Raw genomic sequence first — 17973 nt, 5'->3', positions numbered from 1 at the left:
AGCAACCAGATTTATGTGTAGTGCCAGTAACCAGAGTGGCAGGCGTGCCAACTACAACAGTCGACACGGAGGAACCGTGGTCCGGCTATTAGCGCGACTCCGCGCTCGCGCGGATGCGGCGTACGACGATACGTACCACCACAAACTGCGGGGCCGGATGTGGCGGGCGCTGAGCGACACCGAGTTCGACGATCGCCACGGTGATGACGCGCCGACGGGCCTCGTCTTCTCGAATCCGTTCCCTCCGGGAGATATGGCGGAGGGGGACAGCCGGACGCTGCTCGTCGCCTCACCAAATCGTGAACTCCTAGGGGCGATCGCTGCTGACTTCGACGCGAACCCGGAGTTGAACATCGGTGAGATGCCGTTCGAGATCACCGACCAGACGGTGATCGCGCCCGATGTTGGCGAACCCGGAACGAAGGGTGTGATCGAGACTGGCACGGGCGTGTTGGTCCGGATCCCGCCGTGGAAGTTCGACGACTACGGGATCGATGTCGACTCCGACCAGTCGGAGTTCTGGAAAGAAGAGCACACGCTGGACCCGTTCCAGACGCAACTCGAGAACAACCTCGACTGGAAGCATGGCCACTTCGCACCCGACGACCTCGCTGGCCCGTCGGATACCACTGGTGACCTGTTCGACAGCTACGAGCTCATCAAGACGTTCCCGCTTCCGGTGACCGTGACCGAGGGTGAACAGGAGACGTGGATCCTCAGTAAGTGGCGGTTCGGGTATCAAGTGCGTGACAACGATCACCGCCGCCACCTGAACCTGGCACTCGACACTGGCATCGGCGAACGGAACGCGATGGGCTTCGGCTTCGTGAACATCCGAGAGAGCGAACTGGAGGAGCCGCCCGTATGAGTAACCCGGGGGTCGAGGATTTCCAGCAGGCAGTGGACAAGTATTGGCACGGACAGCCCGTGACATCCCTTGAGGATCTGATGACCTTCTACGGCGTGTTAGCAGTCGCAGAGGACGACTCCGGACTGTTCAGAACACCAGCCGAGTTATCGGCATACGTCGATGATGGTCGGCTAGTCACCATCCATATGGATCTGACCAGCGATCCAGCTGAATACACAGATTTGACCGTTGACACCCTCCGCGATGATGATCTCGCTCGACTCGGCTACGCTGCTAAAACGTCTGGTCGTGGTGCAGATTACAGCTTTACTCAGGCAGGATCCAAAACAGGCAACAAACCGGAGAAATTGAAAAATACGCATATTAATCGCCTTCGTTTGTGGTGTAACTACGATGCTGTACGCGGTGTAGTCGACTCAGACGAGGCACACCCTGACGGGTGGGTGTTGAATCGGCTGGGAACAATTTTCAAGAAGGATGGTAAGGTGCTGGAGGAGATCAAAGACGATCTTACGGACCTTCTACAGGGATCTGAACCGACAGTCCTGACAGTCGGAATGACCATTGACTTGAGCGACCTATCTGAGCACTCTGGTGAGAACGGAGTGGAGACGTTCTACCCTGGGACACTGGATGTAATGGACGCCGCGATGCGAAGGTATTTGACTGCAAACCTGACTGATGCGAATCTTGATCGGCGGACATCATCCGGAGAGGCTACCGGCTACGTTACTGGTGAAGAAGATCGCGTTGTTGGCACTCCGAAGACCGGCCCCTTCGAAATTTTCTCGATTAAACATCCAGACGTGCAACCAGGACTTCGACAGGATCAGTCTTGGCGGAACTACCCGGTCAGTGAACAAACAGGCCAGCTGATGAGCCAGGCGAAATCACTCTTAGAAGAGTGTGTCTTCAGGACAAGTGGGGTTGAGACGTACGCTATTCCTTACTTCGCTGGTGAAGTGACAGGCCTGAAAGCGCAGACGCTCTGGAATGCCGTGCAGTCGCTTGATCCAGAGGAAAACAATGACCGCCCGCCAATGGCGCGAGTGACATTTGACATCGAAGAAGCAGATAACCCGGCCATCCGAGCACTGTCCGACGAGTTGCGATTCTACTACCTCGTGAGCCCCATCAGTGATGACACACATATCGTTGCTGAAACCCCTTCGGCAAGCACGTACTGGGTAAACGAGATCGCCGATGGCCTGGTTTCGACGGTATATGAGTCACTCAGTGCTACAGCTTACGGTGGCCTAGGAGTGTCTACAAATTGGGACTTGCTGGAGTTACCGGATGATAGAGACCAAGCAAGACGCATCGCTTTCTACAAAATTGTCGGACATGAATTCACTAACGCTACCTTCAGACGGCGCGACGACGCCGAGGATGACTTCCGGCGAGTGGTTGATCAGCAACTCCTCGAAGGAAGACCAGTTGACGCATCCGTGTTGTTAGGGGAATTTGTAGACCGGCTTGGTGATGAACATGGAGAAGATGGCGTCCCATGGCAGGTTCCCGCGATGCAACTCGTTCAATTAGAGACCCTCTCACGCGCTGGGCTATTAGATGGCCTCAGTGGTGGTGCAACCCCTCGCGATCAATCCATGACACAGGACCTTCCCGAGCTCACAGATTTGACCAAAATCCGTGAGCACAGACTCGAATCGTTCCTTGACCGACCGATGTTCGATAGTGGCAAAGACAACACTGAGCGCCGCGCTGCGTGTCTCAGTGGAGTGCTGATCGGACAGATCAGCTGGCATCAAGAGCATGAACGAAACATGGGCCAGCCTCTCGATACGCGTGTCCAAGCCGACAAGCTCACACTCGACACGCTGCGCAAAACCGTTCAGACCGCACTTGACAACGCCCGTGTGTACGCGGCTGATGGGGAGGGTCACAACGTCCTGTACCCGGAAGTCGTCGATCGTCTGCTTGAGGCATACGAAGAGAACCCGACCGAGTGGTCCATCAGCCGTGATGATATGCGGTTCGCTGTAGCACTCGGAACAGCATTCGGACGTAGGGCGATGCCACAGGCGTTCGACCTCCACGAATCGGATAGTGAGTCAACCGACGAAGATGCAAGCGAGGCCACAGCATGAGTTCCCCAGACTTCCCACGTTCCGAGATGTTGTTTGTTACCGACGCACAGGACTGCAACCCTAATGGGAACCCACTCGCCGAGGACCGTCCACGACGTGATCCTGAAACTGGACAGGGAATCGTCACTGACGTTCGACTCAAACGGTACCTCCGAGATCAACTCCTTGATGACGGATACGGTGTGTATGTAAAGAAGGTTGACGGAGAATCGCAAGGTCGCAAGACACTGACGCTCGATATTCTGGACGAGATCTCCGAAGCAAGTGATATCGAGGAGGTCGAGGACATCGGTAAGAAATTCCTCAGCCGAGCGACCGACGTTCGGTACTTCGGCGCGGCACTCACCTTCGAGTCCAGTGATGACGACGATGATGATAAACTCCAGAACGCACTCCAAGGTGCGTTCCCAAACCAATACCAAGGTCCTGTGCAGTTTCTCCCTGCCAAGTCACTCAACAAGGTTGAGGAGAATCAGGACTACGACTCGCTCACCAGTGTCATCGCGACTGACGACGAGAACCGACAAGGCGGCTTCGGTCTCGATGACCACCGGATTGTGTATGGGATCTTCCCGTTCTACGGATTGGTCGACGAGAACGCCGCCGCAGACACTAATCTCACTAAAGATGATGTAGAGCGGTTAGACACGCTTTGTTGGCGAGCACTGAAGAACCAGCCAACGTCTCGAAGTAAACTGGGACAGACACCGCGGCTCTACCTCCGAGTGGTCTACGAGGAGGGAAAGTATCATACTGGTAACCTCCACAATATGATTGATCTTGCAGACGAGTCGTCTGATCCACTCCGCAGCATCGATGATGTCGTCGTAACGGTCGACTCCCTCTGTGACCGACTCGAGACTGAGAAAGAGCGTATCGATAAAATTCGATTTGTAGGGGATAGTCGATTTACCCTCTCACGAGGCGGTGAAACGTTCGGGGCTGATGAAATCGGGGAGAAGCTGCATCTAAATACCGAGCAAATCAACGTATACAAGGAGCGGGACCTTGCAGACGAATGAAATGACTACACCAAACATCGACGACAAGGGACTGCCAGAGCACTGTCTGTCACTCCGGGTTGCCTCTGATTGGGGTCACTTCCGGCGCGTTGGTCGAACAGCGACAAAACAGACGTATCGAATGATTCCACGGACGACCGTGGCTGGACTCTTGGCAGCGATCGTCGGTGAACCACGCGACTCGTACTACGAGACGTTCGGTGAGGATGTCTCCGCCATCGCGATCACACCCGAGTCGGAGCTCCGGACGATAAATATGCCTATGACGTCGGTTGGCACTGATCCCAGTGAAGCAACAACGCAAACCGCTGGGTCTCGACGGTCGCAACTGGTTCGTTACCAAGACACGAGAGCCCCTCGGCAGATCCATGTCTATGAGACGCTTGTTGACCCCGTGTACCGGCTTGATGTTGCTGTCGAAGATGAGGAATTCTACACCCAACTTCGGAGGCACCTGAAGAATGGCACGTCACACTACCCACCAAGCCTAGGCCTCTCAGAACACCTTGCCCGGGTTGAGCTGCTCAACTCCAGTAGCGAACCGACGCCCGTGACAGGCGATGAGCCAGTGATTATAGACGCAGCCGTTCCAGGAACACTCAAGAACGTAGTGCCGCAGGCAGGCGTCGAGTGCGTGACAGAGCGATCAGCAGCCGTCATGGAGGGTATAGGTGGTGGTCGACGGACAACTCGGTTCGACGATCTTGTGTTCACGCCGACTCCCGACACCGGAGTGAAAGTGGCACCATCGGCACTGGATTGGCCAGTCGCGAGTGTCGGTGACAAGACTGTCGTATTCCGATGACGACCCCTGATGATCTTATCTCACATCCGGATCACCCCGATGGAAACCCGCACCTGTCGGTCCCTGCCCACAGTGCCGCTGTCCGTCGACGGATTCAGCCGTTGATTGACGACTCGGCAGAGCTCTCGACGGTCGCTAATGTGAGTAGTTATCTCCACGATTTTGGAAAAGTAACACCACAGTTTCAAGCGTATATCCATCCTGATAGAGAGTTCACCGGACCCGACGCTGAACGCTATCACGCACGGCTTGGGGCTATTGTCACGCTGTACGCACTGGACGCGCTAGACATTGACCTCTCGTGGCTCGGCGCAGGGGTGGTTGCAGTCGGTCGTCATCACCAGAGACTACCAGATGCGGCGAGTTACCTTTTTGATACACTTCGGAGTGGGCTGGGCGAGGATCCACTCAAATCTCAGATTGATGAGATTGATGACGCGTGGCCAGCGGCCGCTGATACACTCATTGCAGAAGCCACCAAGAGCGTGGGGTCATGGAAAGGCTTCCAGACAGCATTCAACAGTGGTCGCCTCAGTAATCTTCTGTTTCAGTTAGCCGGCAGAGAAGAGCTCACAGGAAGCTACGTGAGTAGCGACTCCATTCCATCAACGTTGTACGAGCGAACACTCCACCTGTGGGGCAGTCTCACGCTCGCCGACAAGAGTCATGCCAAGCCAGTCGCCCCGGAGAAGATCCACAACTTCGATACGCTTGAGACGGAACCGCTGGCAAAACACATTAATTCGCTTGCTGGAAGCGGCGACTCAGAGCTAGAGGCAGCGCTCAATGAGGCACGGCGCGGTGGGCTTCTGCAGGTTCTGGGCGGCATCCACGAGTGGAACAACCAGCCGGACGCGAGTCAAATTGGAGAGATTACCTTACCTACCGGTCTCGGCAAAACTTTTACTGGACTAATGGCGGCGTTAACACTCCGGGATCAGACCACACTACTGGGCCGTCAACCGTCTGTGATATACTGCTTACCGTACACAGCCATCATTGAGCAGACGCGAGAGCACTTCGAAGACCCGGCCATCTGGGGAGTCTCCCCGCAGGCGGATGCATTCACTGCTGATCACTATCTAACTGATACAGTCGTGCAACATGAAGACGAAGCGATCGCTGAGAGGACGTTTCTCGGAGAGAGTTGGCGATCGGGGGTCGTACTGACGACGTTCGTCCAACTGTTTGAGAGCCTTACCGGGCCGTCAAACCAAGCTGGAATGAAGCTCTCCGCGTTAGACAATGCAGTTGTTATTCTTGATGAGCCACAAGCGCTACCAAAGAGCTGGTGGGACGGCGTACAACGGTTGCTTGAGATCCTCACCGACGAATTCGGTGCTCGAGTAATCTCGATGACCGCCACGCAACCGGCGCTGCTTGACGGCGTTGAGACTGTGTCGCTGCTTGATGCAGGGATATCATACGATGGTGAAGTCTGTAATGCATGCCTGTCTGGTGATGTACCTGACCGGGCGGTTGAATCCTACTACGACGAGGCTGATCGAGTGACCTACGAGATCTGGCCATCGGCAACGTGTCACGCACTCGGTCACACGACAGAGTTTGTCGGTTACGACACCGCCGCCGCCGAGATACTCGAAGCTGCCGGATTAAGCGGTTCTGCGATGGCCGTGTGCAACACGATCGCTAGTTGTCGGACGCTAACCGATGCGATCGAAGCGGCTGGACCAGTCCAGCATATCGGCGCCACGTATCAGCGGCTTCTTGAGGAGGAAGAAGTGGCGCCGCGTGACGACATCGACGCGACGGTCGACACTCTCCTGAATGCGTGTGGCCTCACGAAGACAGGCGACGACTGGGAGACAGCAGGCCCTACAGATACGGTCTTCACAGCCTCGTTCAGTTCGCGGTTTCGCCCCGTCGATCGCGAGGTGTTGTTGGGTGTCGTCGATGCGTTGAGCACCAGTGTTGTTCCGTTCGTGTTCGTCTCGACACAGGCCGTTGAGGCCGGTGTCGACGTGAGCTTCCAGCACGTGTTCCGCGATATTGCACCGATCGACAGTATTGTCCAGGCTGGGGGGCGGTGCAATCGCAACTTCGAGTGGGGACGGCGTGGAGGGACGGTCACTGTCTGGACACTTGCCGGAATCGATGAGCCAAACCCAACCGAACCAGTCGCTCCCTGTCCGGCCTCTTTTGTATACGAACGAGACATCCCTGGCCACCTCCGACTCATCGCTGATACACTCGTGCCAGTCTCAGATGGGCCAGTGTCTGAGCGCGAGATGTGTTACGAGACAGTCCGTGCGTACTTCGACACACTCAGTAGCGAGAAGTCGGTTGCGACGACGGCTATCAGAGAGGAGATCGATCGAGGCGACGCAGCGGCACTAGCTGAGCGATCACTTATTGGCGGCTACGAGACAGTTGATATGTTACTCCCGTTGTCTGCTGACGAACGGACTGCCGTCGACGGGCTGGTCGCAGCACTGGAAGATGACGATACTGTGACTGCACAGGAAACCGTCTCTGCCCTTTCGGATATCCGTGTGTCGCTGCCTGTCGAGACCGTAGACGCCGTCACGACGGACGCTCAGATAGAGATTGGCTCAGAGTTCGAACTATTAATCGGCCCCACATCGCAGGTTGAGTATGACACAGTCGATGGAATTGTCGGTCCCGATGAGGCCGCAGGCGGCTCCACTGAAATCTGAGTGCCTGTGGCGGTTAGAATTGAATGTAACTGTATTCGGCGGAGTCAGTTTGATGGATGACCCGAAGCGGTTGTGGTGATCCTAGCATTACCGCTTGGGCTCATGGGGGTATGCGTCTTCTGTAATGACTAGCGTGAGCCGGAATGGTTGGATATTATGTGAGGAAGTGTACTAACGTTACAGTGGGCCTCACAAGGGATTGAAGCTCTAAATGAACACAGGCCGACATCTAATGGGCACCGATCTCGACAACACCTAACTGGAGATTGAATCCTTCGTGAACGTGTGTTGATGTCTATCAAGCCCGTCGTTACAGCAGAACCCCTTGAGGGGTTGAAGCGCTCGCGTCGAGTACGACCGTGACGACCTCCACGTGTTCCAGCAGGACCCCACGAGGGGTTGAAGCAGGATGTCCCGTGGCCGGCTCGGTATCGGCTCCACGTTCCAGCAGGACCCCACGAGGGGTTGAAGGGCCAATAACACCGACGCAGAAGTCGGGAAGATTCGACGTTCCAGCAGGACCCCACGAGGGGTTGAAGGGCCCCCGAACAGGTGTGGGACAACGACCTCCGCCCGTTCCAGCAGGACCCCACGAGGGGTTGAAGGGCCCCCGAACAGGTGTGGGACAACGACCTCCGCCCGTTCCAGCAGGACCCCACGAGGGGTTGAAGCAGCATCGCGGCGATAACGGTCCACACGACGGTGCCGTTCCAGCAGGACCCCACGAGGGGTTGAAGCCCCCTGGCGTAGCTGAGCAGGTCAACGAGGCTGAGTTCCAGCAGGACCCCACGAGGGGTTGAAGCAGGATGTCCCGTGGCCGGCTCGGTATCGGCTCCACGTTCCAGCAGGACCCCACGAGGGGTTGAAGCGATTTCAACCCCGAGCGGCTGCGGCTCTTCCTTAATGTTCCAGCAGGACCCCACGAGGGGTTGAAGCGTCCCGAAGACCGAGAACCAGATTCCCTCCGTCTGAGTTCCAGCAGGACCCCACGAGGGGTTGAAGCTCGGCAACAAGCCGCTTCAACCGACGAAGAATCCACGGTTCCAGCAGGACCCCACGAGGGGTTGAAGCGAGTGGCTCTCGGATGCGCCGGTTGAGAACTCCGCCCGTTCCAGCAGGACCCCACGAGGGGTTGAAGCGAGTGGCTCTCGGATGCGCCGGTTGAGAACTCCGCCCGTTCCAGCAGGACCCCACGAGGGGTTGAAGCGGTTTTATCACCAGTTCAGGCCCGGGACAGAACCGGGTTCCAGCAGGACCCCACGAGGGGTTGAAGCCCGCCCCGGACGGCCCCCACGTCGTCGTTGATCGTGGTTCCAGCAGGACCCCACGAGGGGTTGAAGCGCGTCGATCTCCCAGAGGATCTGTTCGTGCTCGGAGCGTTCCAGCAGGACCCCACGAGGGGTTGAAGCAGTTCGTCTGGGGCGAGACGATAGCGCGTGTACCCTGGTTCCAGCAGGACCCCACGAGGGGTTGAAGCACGGACTCATTCGATCCGGAGGAGTGGATCTCGTTCGTTCCAGCAGGACCCCACGAGGGGTTGAAGCAACCTCGGGGGGGCTGTGGTTGACGAACTGGACGACGGTTCCAGCAGGACCCCACGAGGGGTTGAAGCTCCACGACCCCGAGATGGCCGGTGACTACCGGTTGGGTTCCAGCAGGACCCCACGAGGGGTTGAAGCTGGGGAACGCCGCGTCGATCTGTTGGAGTGCTTCGTTCCAGCAGGACCCCACGAGGGGTTGAAGCGTCCTCAACCCCTCGACAGCACGCTAACCATGATCGTTCCAGCAGGACCCCACGAGGGGTTGAAGCGCCCAAGCGGTTTTCGGGATCGACGCCGAACGGAGGTTCCAGCAGGACCCCACGAGGGGTTGAAGCCTGTACTCGGAGGCCGGCGGCGTGATGTCGCTTAAGAGTTCCAGCAGGACCCCACGAGGGGTTGAAGCACCCACCGCCGCAGTGACGACGTACCGACACGCCCGGTTCCAGCAGGACCCCACGAGGGGTTGAAGCGGTGACGAGGCTCCCGTCGAGACGACCGACTCCCCGTTCCAGCAGGACCCCACGAGGGGTTGAAGCACCGTGGAGAGCGAGTACCGGACCATCTCGCCTTGTGTTCCAGCAGGACCCCACGAGGGGTTGAAGCTCGCGGAAGGTCCCATGAAGAAAGAGGCGCCAGAGGTTCCAGCAGGACCCCACGAGGGGTTGAAGCAACGTGATCGACATTTCACAGTTGGACCTCGCGAAGTTCCAGCAGGACGCCACGACGGATTGAAGCAACACCATCCCCGACGAGATGCAGTCGGACGTGCTTGTTCCAGCAGGACCCCACGAGGGGTTGAAGCCACGACGCGGTCGCGCGTGCGCCGATCTACCCGGAGCGTTCCAGCAGGACCCCACGAGAGGTTGAAGCGTGATCGAGAACGTCCCCGGTGCGACCCGCGCGGACGTTCCAGCAGGACCCCACAAGAGGTTGAAGCCTCTCCGAAGGCGACGCCCGCGCCGCCGGGCTGTGGTTCCAGCAGGACCCCACGAGGGGTTGAAGCGAGCTCGCGCTCGGCGCGGCTGGGGCGTCGACGACCCAGTTCCAGCAGGACCCCACGAGGAGTTGAAGCGGTCGCCACTGGGAGGAAAACCGTGAAGACCCGCCGTTCCAGCAGGACCCCGCGAGGGGTTGAAGCCACCTTGAGCGGGCGCTTGCGGCGGGTGGGGAGCGGGTTCCAGCAGGACCCCACGAGGGGTTGAAGCATCGGCGGCACGGACCCCGACGGTGCGCCTGTCGTTGTTCCAGCAGGACCCCACGAGGGGTTGAAGCAGCTGGCGCGTCGCGATCTGGCGAGGGGTTCGGCGAGTTCCAGCAGGACCCCACGAGGGGTTGAAGCTCGACGAACTCGAAGACGCGACCGGCGAGAAAACCAGTTCCAGCAGGACCCCACGAGGGGTTGAAGCTCCTCCTTCGCAGCCATGCCGAGTGCGACCGCGTTCGTTCCAGCAGGACCCCACGAGGAGTTGAAGCCGGCAGACAAGCGAGACGACAGGAACGATCGCGAACGTTCCAGCAGGATCCCACCAGGGGTTGAAGCAACCGAATCCTCGATGCGGCTCTCGACGAGCTGGGAGCGTTCCAGCAGGACTCCACGGGAAGTTGAAGAACCCCACTCAAACAGTGCCGGTGGTTCGTGTGGGTCAGTGTTCCAGCAGGACCCCACGAGGGGTTGAAACGGCGCAGGGACGTGGATGCTCGGGATCGAGTGGGTCGTTCCAGCAGGACTCAACAAGGGGTTGAAGATCCTGGACGAGCTGGCTGACGATCGCGTTCGTCTGTGTTCCAGCAGGATCTCGTGAGGAGTTGAAGCTGCGGCCACAGAAGAGGAGTCGATCGACGAATACGAGTTCCAGCAGGACCCCACGAGGGGTTGAAGCCCAGTCGGACCGGGAGCCGACGACTGGGACTACCTCGTTCCAGCAGGACCCCACGAGGGGTTGAAGCACGTCGAGCGTGTCGACGACGAGGTGGGCGAAGCGAGTTCCAGCAGGACCCCACGAGGGGTTGAAGCTGGCAGTACGCAACGGTCGCGACCGGCTCACCGAGCGTTCCAGCAGGACCCCACGAGGGGTTGAAGCAGCCTTGCACGCTTTGTCGCGTGTCTCTGCAAGGAGGGTTCCAGCAGGACCCCACGAGGGGTTGAAGCGTCGAACGGATGCGATCTCCCCCACTCTCGAGCGTCGTTCCAGCAGGACCCCACGAGGGGTTGAAGCGCTCACGCGGGAAGGTGCGGCACTACTGCGAGAACTGTTCCAGCAGGACCCCACGAGGGGTTGAAGCCACGACGACTCGGGGTCGGTGCGCTTGCCGTCGAGGTTCCAGCAGGACCCCACGAGGGGTTGAAGCGGGGTCTTACCGTCAGAGGCGATGAACCGCCCGGCGTCGTTCCAGCAGGACCCCACGAGGGGTTGAAGCGTCCCGTCGGACAGCTCGAACACGGCGTCGTCGCCGTGTTCCAGCAGGACCCCACGAGGGGTTGAAGCGACGCGTCCGGTAGTCCGTCGCCCGTCACGTCGACGGTTCCAGCAGGACCCCACGAGGGGTTGAAGCTCGGAGAAGGGCGGCAAGCGCGTCTGGCTGTCCGAGGCGTTCCAGCAGGACCCCACGAGGGGTTGAAGCAAATCCGAGTGGGTGTAGCGGCCGACGTGGCCGCTGTTCCAGCAGGACCCCACGAGGGGTTGAAGCGAGCGAGGTGTGAAGGTGTATCACGCCGAAAATTGGGTTCCAGCAGGACCCCACGAGGGGTTGAAGCTCCTCGTTGTCGACCCGGCGGCCGCCAGCGACTCCGGTTCCAGCAGGACCCCACGAGGGGTTGAAGCTCCTCGTTGTCGACCCGGCGGCCGCCAGCGACTCCGGTTCCAGCAGGACCCCACGAGGGGTTGAAGCACCTCGCTGTCCGTGTTCACCGTGTAACGGTTGTCGTTCCAGCAGGACCCCACGAGGGGTTGAAGCCTCGCGTCGTGAGCCACCACGACGACAACCGCTGTTCCAGCAGGACCCCACGAGGGGTTGAAGCAACCCCGACCTGCACGCGGACGTGTTGGACCTACGCGTTCCAGCAGGACCCCACGAGGGGTTGAAGCGACGACGGGACCGACCGGGCGAACGGGACGCACACGGTTCCAGCAGGACCCCACGAGGGGTTGAAGCAGGGCGCACTCCGTGACGACGGCACACGACCGACCGGTTCCAGCAGGACCCCACGAGGGGTTGAAGCACCTGCTTGCCCTCCTGAGAACTGTCGATCTTCACCTGTTCCAGCAGGACCCCACGAGGGGTTGAAGCCACGCCAACGATTGGACGAACAGGGGCCGAGACGACTGTTCCAGCAGGACCCCACGAGGGGTTGAAGCTCCCCCAGATTGGCGTGTGTGTCGCCAGAAGTTCGGTTCCAGCAGGACCCCACGAGGGGTTGAAGCTCCGGGAGTGGCGAGGACGGCAACTTCCGAGCGTTTGTTCCAGCAGGACCCCACGAGGGGTTGAAGCATGTTCGTACCGCTTGCGTGCATCGCGCATCGTGCATGTTCCAGCAGGACCCCACGAGGGGTTGAAGCGTCTGCGGGTCGTGGGCGCGCGGCGAGGCCCATCAAGTTCCAGCAGGACCCCACGAGGGGTTGAAGCTTCGACGGGTGGTGGTGCGACGGCTGACGGCGTGTTCCAGCAGGACCCCACGAGGGGTTGAAGCTCCGCGTCTGCGGTTGCGGAGTCCACTGCCGACACCAGTTCCAGCAGGACCCCACGAGGGGTTGAAGCTCCTCGATCCGCGAGCTCAACCACGAGATCCTCCGGTTCCAGCAGGACCCCACGAGGGGTTGAAGCTCCTCGATCCGCGAGCTCAACCACGAGATCCTCCGGTTCCAGCAGGACCCCACGAGGGGTTGAAGCTCGGCGTCGACCCCCACGATCAACGGAGAGTGGGAGCGTTCCAGCAGGACCCCACGAGGGGTTGAAGCGATCTCTCGGCGGTTCCGGAGATCCTGGAGAGGGTTCCAGCAGGACCCCACGAGGGGTTGAAGCACACAGTAATGGTCTTTGAAGACCTCAGCGTCACGTTCCAGCAGGACCCCACGAGGGGTTGAAGCGCAGCGGACTCGATCGACTTCACCGACGCGGGGACCGCGTTCCAGCAGGACCCCACGAGGGGTTGAAGCACCTACGGACCGATCACCGGGTCACTCGCAAAGGGTTCCAGCAGGACCCCACGAGGGGTTGAAGCCTGAACTGATGCGTTCGGGCCACTGGGGTTCTCGATGTTCCAGCAGGACCCCACGAGGGGTTGAAGCATTCGCGCCTCGACGTCCGAGCAGACGCACCAGAGTTCCAGCAGGACCCCACGAGGGATTGATCCTCTCGCCCGCCACAGTTATCAAATTCCGCGCCAGACGGTAGGAGTAATGGCCAAGTGCGAGATCTGCGACGGGCACACACTCGTCAGCAGCTGCAACTACTGTGGCAAGAAGGTCTGTAACGACCACAGCCTCCCGGAGAATCACGAGTGCCCGTCAGTGACGACGACGGACGTCGAGGACCTCGACACCTCGAACGCCCGGACTGTCAGTGCGGGGAAGCCGGAGTCAACCGATTCCTCCAGCGGCGTGGTAACCCGGCGGCGGCTGCTCGGACTCGCCGGACTCGGCGCTGTCGGTGTCGGCCTCGATCGCGGAGTCTTCAGTATCGGTCTCCCATCACTCCCGACAGTGAGCCTGCCCACGCTGTCCTCAAGCGACAGCGCAGCGGCGTCGAGTGCGAACGCGACGGCGACGCCTACGTCGGCCGCCACCGAGACCGATACAGACGACGGCGGTGGTGGGTTGTTCGGCGGCGACAGTTGGGACGCGAGCAAGACCGCGGAGCTGACCCACGACGAGATCAACTCCCGACGCATGGAGGAGGAACTGCAACCGTTGACGTGGAACAAGCGCCTCCACCAGATCGCCCAGAACTACGCCGAGCGCATGGTCGAAGAGGGCTTCTACAGCCACACCGATCCGGAGACGGGCGGGAACTTCGAGGACCGCTACGCCAACGCCGGCTTCGAGTGTCGCGTCCCGATCCCCGACGACAGCGATCGCTACGCTGTCGGCAGCGAGAACATCCTCAAGACGTACTGGTACCAGGAGGTCGACACCAACGAGGGGACCGCGATGTACACCACACCCGAGGAGTTGGCGACCGGGATCGCGAACTCGTGGATGCGCTCGACGGGGCACCGCGAGAACATTCTCAAGCCGTACTGGCGCTCGGAGGGGATCGGCGTCGCGAAGACGGAGGAGGATACGGTCTACGTGGTCCAGAACTTCTGTTGACGGGATCTCGGTGTGCCCCGGTGAGCGGGACCGCACGCGACGGCGTTACAGACGACCAGGTCCGAGCCCGAGGTATGGTGAACCTCGCACCGCCCCTCGAACCGCCGCGAGATGGGAGTGTGGCGGCGCTCATCCCAGGGGCGACTGTTGACGACGAACGTGAGACATCCAGCGAGACAGACAGAGATCTCCAGACGCTGCTCGACGAGCCCACTCACGACGAGGGTAACCGTGATGGGTCGGACGTTGGGTGTGGCTCTGTGTTCGAGTAGGCCTGACAGGGGTCAGTTCGACAGTAGCGTCTGGGTCTCGTCGTGGGTTCGCTAACGTTACGTCGGGACGCTGTGAAGGAGTACATCAGGTGCTCGATCCGGCTGAGCAAGCGGGCGAGCACAGTTTCCAGGAGGCCTCCACGAGGGGTTGAAGCCCCCACGCCGCGGGCGTGTGGTGGGTCGGTCCCACCGTTCCAGCAGGACCCCACGAGGGGTTGAAGCTTCTTCCTCACCGGCCACGACACCTTCGAGTTGCTCGTTCCAGCAGGACCCCGCGAGGGGTTGAAGCCGGCTCGGACTCACGGGACTCCGATCCGAGGAGATGTTCCAGCAGGACCCCACGAGGGCTTGAAGCGCCGACGGGCCGTGTGGTGTCGGGTACGTCTGCAGTTCCAGCAGGACCCCACGAGGGGTTGAAGCACAGGTCGCGCCCGCCGTCGCACATGACCTCGCGCTGTTCCAGCAGGACCCCACGAGGGGTTGAAGCCCGCAGGTCGTCAACGGTCTCCAGACCGGCGAGACGGTTCCAGCAGGACCCCACGAGGGAGTATCTCTTCAACCAGACTCGGAACCCGTCAGGGACACCAACCCCACCGTCGATCGCAATCAGAACGGGACCCCCATCGGCGTCAGGAGCATGAACACGCCGATCCCGAGGCCGGCCGCGTAGACGGCGTCGAGCCAGAACAGCTCCGCGAACGCGCACATGTAGAGTACCACGACCACGGGCCACAACACCAGCTGTGCAGGGAGGCTCGCCTGTTCAACTGCAGGCTCGATCACCCCGAGATCCTGAAACGAGGGAAACGCGTGCCACCCGACGCTCACCGCGAGCCACAGAAGTGCGTATCCGCGCAGGCCGACGCCGGCCTCGGCGTCGAACACCACGCCGTCCGGAGCGAGGACCAGCGCCGCGACGGCGAACAGCGCGATCGCGATGCTGTCGTCGGCACTCTCCAAAACGACAGCGCCCCACAGGGGGAGTCGAGCGGGCTTCGGATGTGAGGAGACTCAACAGAGTGAGAGGAGACAGAGGGGTTACTCCGAGGTCCAGTCGTGCTGGCTCCAGCCCTCGTAGTGTTTGAACCTGGATCGAAGATAGAACTCCTCGTACTCGCACTGCTGGTACATGTACTCGATCATCCTCCCGAAGTGGCTGTTATCGAGTTTGACATGATCATCAGACTCGATCACGTACGGTTCAGTCTCCGCCAAGTCGTCGAGCGCCTCCTTCGCAGCCCCCACCTGATCGCTGCGAACACCACACTGGTTCGCGACCGTCTCCTTCGAAACCGGCGAACCATAGTCGTGCTTTGCGATAAGATAGTTGAGAATACTACAATAGACCTCCGTCTCAGGCATTGCTGCTGCATTCGATGGGAGCCGATAAAAAGTGGGTGATAGGCTATCTTGGCACCGTCGGAAGAATTATCTTGGCACGTGACAGACACTCAGTCAGCAATGAGTCCCGCTCGTAGCTCCGATGACTTCGACCCGAAGGCCGCGCGACGGGAGAATCCAAGCGGGTGGTTCGCCCTGACCAGGTACGAAACGGTCCGTATCCTGATCGATGCGCTAATCGAGTCGCCACCGGGCTACCGATTCAACAAGTCAGAGATGGAACGGCGAACCGGTGTCAGTCGCGAGGCGATTCGAAAACACATCGGGTTCCTCGAGGATCTCGGCGTAGTGACCGAGGTATCGAATGGGCAACACGCCGAGTACGAACTGAACATGAGTAATGCGGTGATGAAGGAGGTGATCGAGCTGAACGCAGAGGTGGGTCACACGCTATCGAGTGAGGAGGGGCCGCGAACGGTGTCTGTCGGGGACGACGATCCCATGGAGGTCCCGACGGAGGCCGTCAATGCGGGCGATATAGACGACGGTGACAATGATGGGCAGCTATTCGATGCACCGAACGATGAGTCTCTAGGAGTTCTCAATGCCGACTAACGAACAAATCTCTGCGGCGATTCAGGATACATACGACAAACTTGACCAACTTGGTGTAACCGTTGAAAACGTCCACTGGCCCAACGAAGACTTAGAAGAGATTGGTAGTGACGAACCGAGTCGCGGTTCGATTGTGTTCGAGACAGCACAATCGAGCTTGTGGGTCTCATTTACTGAACGCGACCCATATGCACAGGTTGTTTATACATTTAGCTTTCCAAATATAATAGGGAAAAACCTAACCAAAGACGAAACAAGATCGCTAGCCGATCTACAGAACCCCGAAGAGTCAGTGTCTGAGATGGATGAGGAGAGGTTGAATATTACTGCTGGCAAGCAAGTACTCGACCAAACCCCAGAACAGGAGCTATCTGGCATATGGTCATATTTGTACCTGTACGGATCAAGTGAAACTGTCTCACTCCAGTTGTCGACAAGTGAAGAGGGGATTCTCACGCACTACCAGTGCCTACGTTCAATGTTTCCATACTCAGACGGCTATTCATTAGAAAAAATGAATGATGTTATTATGTCAGTGAACAACATGGGGTTCAGGACACGGCAGATGCTCAGCGACAATCTCCAGTTCGTACGCGACCCCGACAATAGTGAGGTTGAAGAGTATTATATTACGTTTGAAACGAATTAGCCCCATACGCACAGGCAATCGAAGCCTGGATATCGAGTTTCAGCAGGACCTAACGAGAGGTTGAAGCCTGAACAGCGACAGCGAACTGCCGGGGGTGGGCGCGTTCCAGCAGGACCCCACCAGGGGTTGAAGCAACATCATCTCCGACCGGAACCAGCCGATCGGCCAGGTTCCAGCAGGACCCCACGAGGGGTTGAAGCGAGGGCACCGGTGGCGCCGGGAACTTCGACCCGGAGTTCCAGCAGGACCCCACGAGGGGTTGAAGCGTTAGGTCCGACGAGCCGGCAGGCGAGATCTCGATGGTTCCAGCAGGACCCCACGAGGGGTTGAAGCGCCTGCAGCGTCTCTTTCTCGATGTCCGGCTCTAAGTTCCAGCAGGACCCCACGAGGGGTTGAAGCGACCACTACGGGCCGGATATGCAGCCGCTGCAGGTCCATTCCAGCAGGACCCCACGAGAGGTTGAAGCACGTGGCTCCGTGAGGAGTCGTGGGACGGCACTGGCGGTTCCAGCAGGACCCCACGAGGGGTTGAAACGTTGAGATCGAGAATCCAGACACAGGACACACGTTCGTTCCAGCAGGACCCCACGAGGGGTTGAAGCCGTTCGACGGTGGTGATCGTGCTGTCGGCGCGGACGTTCCAACAGGACCCCACGAGGGGTTGAAGCGTGACCACTCTGCGAGACGGTGAGACCTGCCTCGTGTTCCAGCAGGACCCCACGAGGGGTTGAAGCCCTTGTGCGAGACACCGCCGTCACGAGT

Annotated in this window: 11 protein-coding genes and 1 CRISPR repeat array; of the genes, 9 read left to right on the top strand and 2 right to left on the bottom strand. The window is 59.5% G+C overall.

Annotated elements, in window-relative coordinates; translation table 11 throughout:
- Positions 1–157 precede the first annotated feature (157 nt).
- The 7 genes from cas6 to RYH80_RS15315 all read left to right on the top strand — a co-directional run bounded on the left by cas6 (position 158) and on the right by RYH80_RS15315 (position 14606).
- Complete coding sequence (cas6, locus tag RYH80_RS15345; RefSeq protein ID WP_370905126.1) at positions 158–868, top strand: CRISPR-associated endoribonuclease Cas6; 711 nt, start codon at positions 158–160, stop codon at positions 866–868.
- Positions 865–2979 carry a type I-B CRISPR-associated protein Cas8b/Csh1 gene (gene cas8b / locus RYH80_RS15340; RefSeq protein WP_370904896.1) on the top strand — a complete coding sequence of 705 codons (2115 nt, stop codon included), beginning with the start codon at positions 865–867 and terminating at the stop codon, positions 2977–2979. The genes cas6 and cas8b overlap by 4 nt, the downstream gene beginning before the upstream one ends.
- On the top strand, positions 2976–4001 hold the full coding sequence (gene cas7b, locus RYH80_RS15335) for a type I-B CRISPR-associated protein Cas7/Csh2 (protein WP_370904895.1): 1026 nt from the start codon (positions 2976–2978) through the stop codon (positions 3999–4001). Before cas8b ends, cas7b begins: the two co-directional genes overlap by 4 nt.
- 1 nt (position 4002) lies before the next feature.
- The gene (gene cas5b / locus RYH80_RS15330) at positions 4003–4806 is read left to right on the top strand and encodes a type I-B CRISPR-associated protein Cas5b (protein ID WP_370904894.1); all 804 of its coding nucleotides are present in this window, start codon (positions 4003–4005) and stop codon (positions 4804–4806) included.
- Positions 4803–7484 (top strand): CRISPR-associated endonuclease Cas3'', encoded by a 2682-nt coding sequence (locus RYH80_RS15325; RefSeq protein ID WP_370904893.1) that lies wholly within the window; start codon positions 4803–4805, stop codon positions 7482–7484. The genes cas5b and RYH80_RS15325 overlap by 4 nt, the downstream gene beginning before the upstream one ends.
- A gap of 309 nt (positions 7485–7793) precedes the next feature.
- A CRISPR array of direct repeats spans positions 7794–13376; the repeat unit is 31 nt; unit sequence GTTCCAGCAGGACCCCACGAGGGGTTGAAGC.
- Between the two features lie 157 nt (positions 13377–13533).
- Entirely contained in the window at positions 13534–14334 is an 801-nt protein-coding gene (locus tag RYH80_RS15320; protein ID WP_370904892.1) for a CAP domain-containing protein, read from the top strand.
- A gap of 20 nt (positions 14335–14354) precedes the next feature.
- The gene (locus tag RYH80_RS15315; RefSeq protein ID WP_370904891.1) at positions 14355–14606 is read left to right on the top strand and encodes a hypothetical protein; all 252 of its coding nucleotides are present in this window, start codon (positions 14355–14357) and stop codon (positions 14604–14606) included.
- Positions 14607–15212: 606 nt separating this feature from the next.
- Here the strand turns inward: RYH80_RS15315 and RYH80_RS15310 are convergent.
- Both RYH80_RS15310 and RYH80_RS15305 read right to left on the bottom strand, forming a co-directional pair.
- Positions 15213–15566: a hypothetical protein gene (locus tag RYH80_RS15310; protein WP_370904890.1), complete on the bottom strand. Its 354-nt coding sequence runs from the start codon at positions 15564–15566 to the stop codon at positions 15213–15215.
- Between the two features lie 78 nt (positions 15567–15644).
- A complete protein-coding gene (locus RYH80_RS15305; protein WP_370904889.1) occupies positions 15645–15968 on the bottom strand; it encodes a hypothetical protein in 324 nt (107 codons plus the stop codon).
- A 78-nt stretch (positions 15969–16046) separates the two neighbouring features.
- On the opposite strand from RYH80_RS15305, the gene RYH80_RS15300 reads away from it, so the two are divergent.
- Both RYH80_RS15300 and RYH80_RS15295 read left to right on the top strand, forming a co-directional pair.
- Positions 16047–16562: a winged helix-turn-helix domain-containing protein gene (locus tag RYH80_RS15300; protein WP_370904888.1), complete on the top strand. Its 516-nt coding sequence runs from the start codon at positions 16047–16049 to the stop codon at positions 16560–16562.
- Positions 16552–17211 carry a hypothetical protein gene (locus RYH80_RS15295; protein ID WP_370904887.1) on the top strand — a complete coding sequence of 220 codons (660 nt, stop codon included), beginning with the start codon at positions 16552–16554 and terminating at the stop codon, positions 17209–17211. The genes RYH80_RS15300 and RYH80_RS15295 overlap by 11 nt, the downstream gene beginning before the upstream one ends.
- Positions 17212–17973: the final 762 nt, after the last annotated feature.

Origin of the sequence: Halobaculum sp. MBLA0147 (assembly GCF_041361345.1) — an archaeon.
GTDB lineage: Archaea > Halobacteriota > Halobacteria > Halobacteriales > Haloferacaceae > JAHENP01.
Note: the sequence above shows the minus strand (reverse complement) of the source record. Positions and strands in the feature narration are given on the sequence as shown.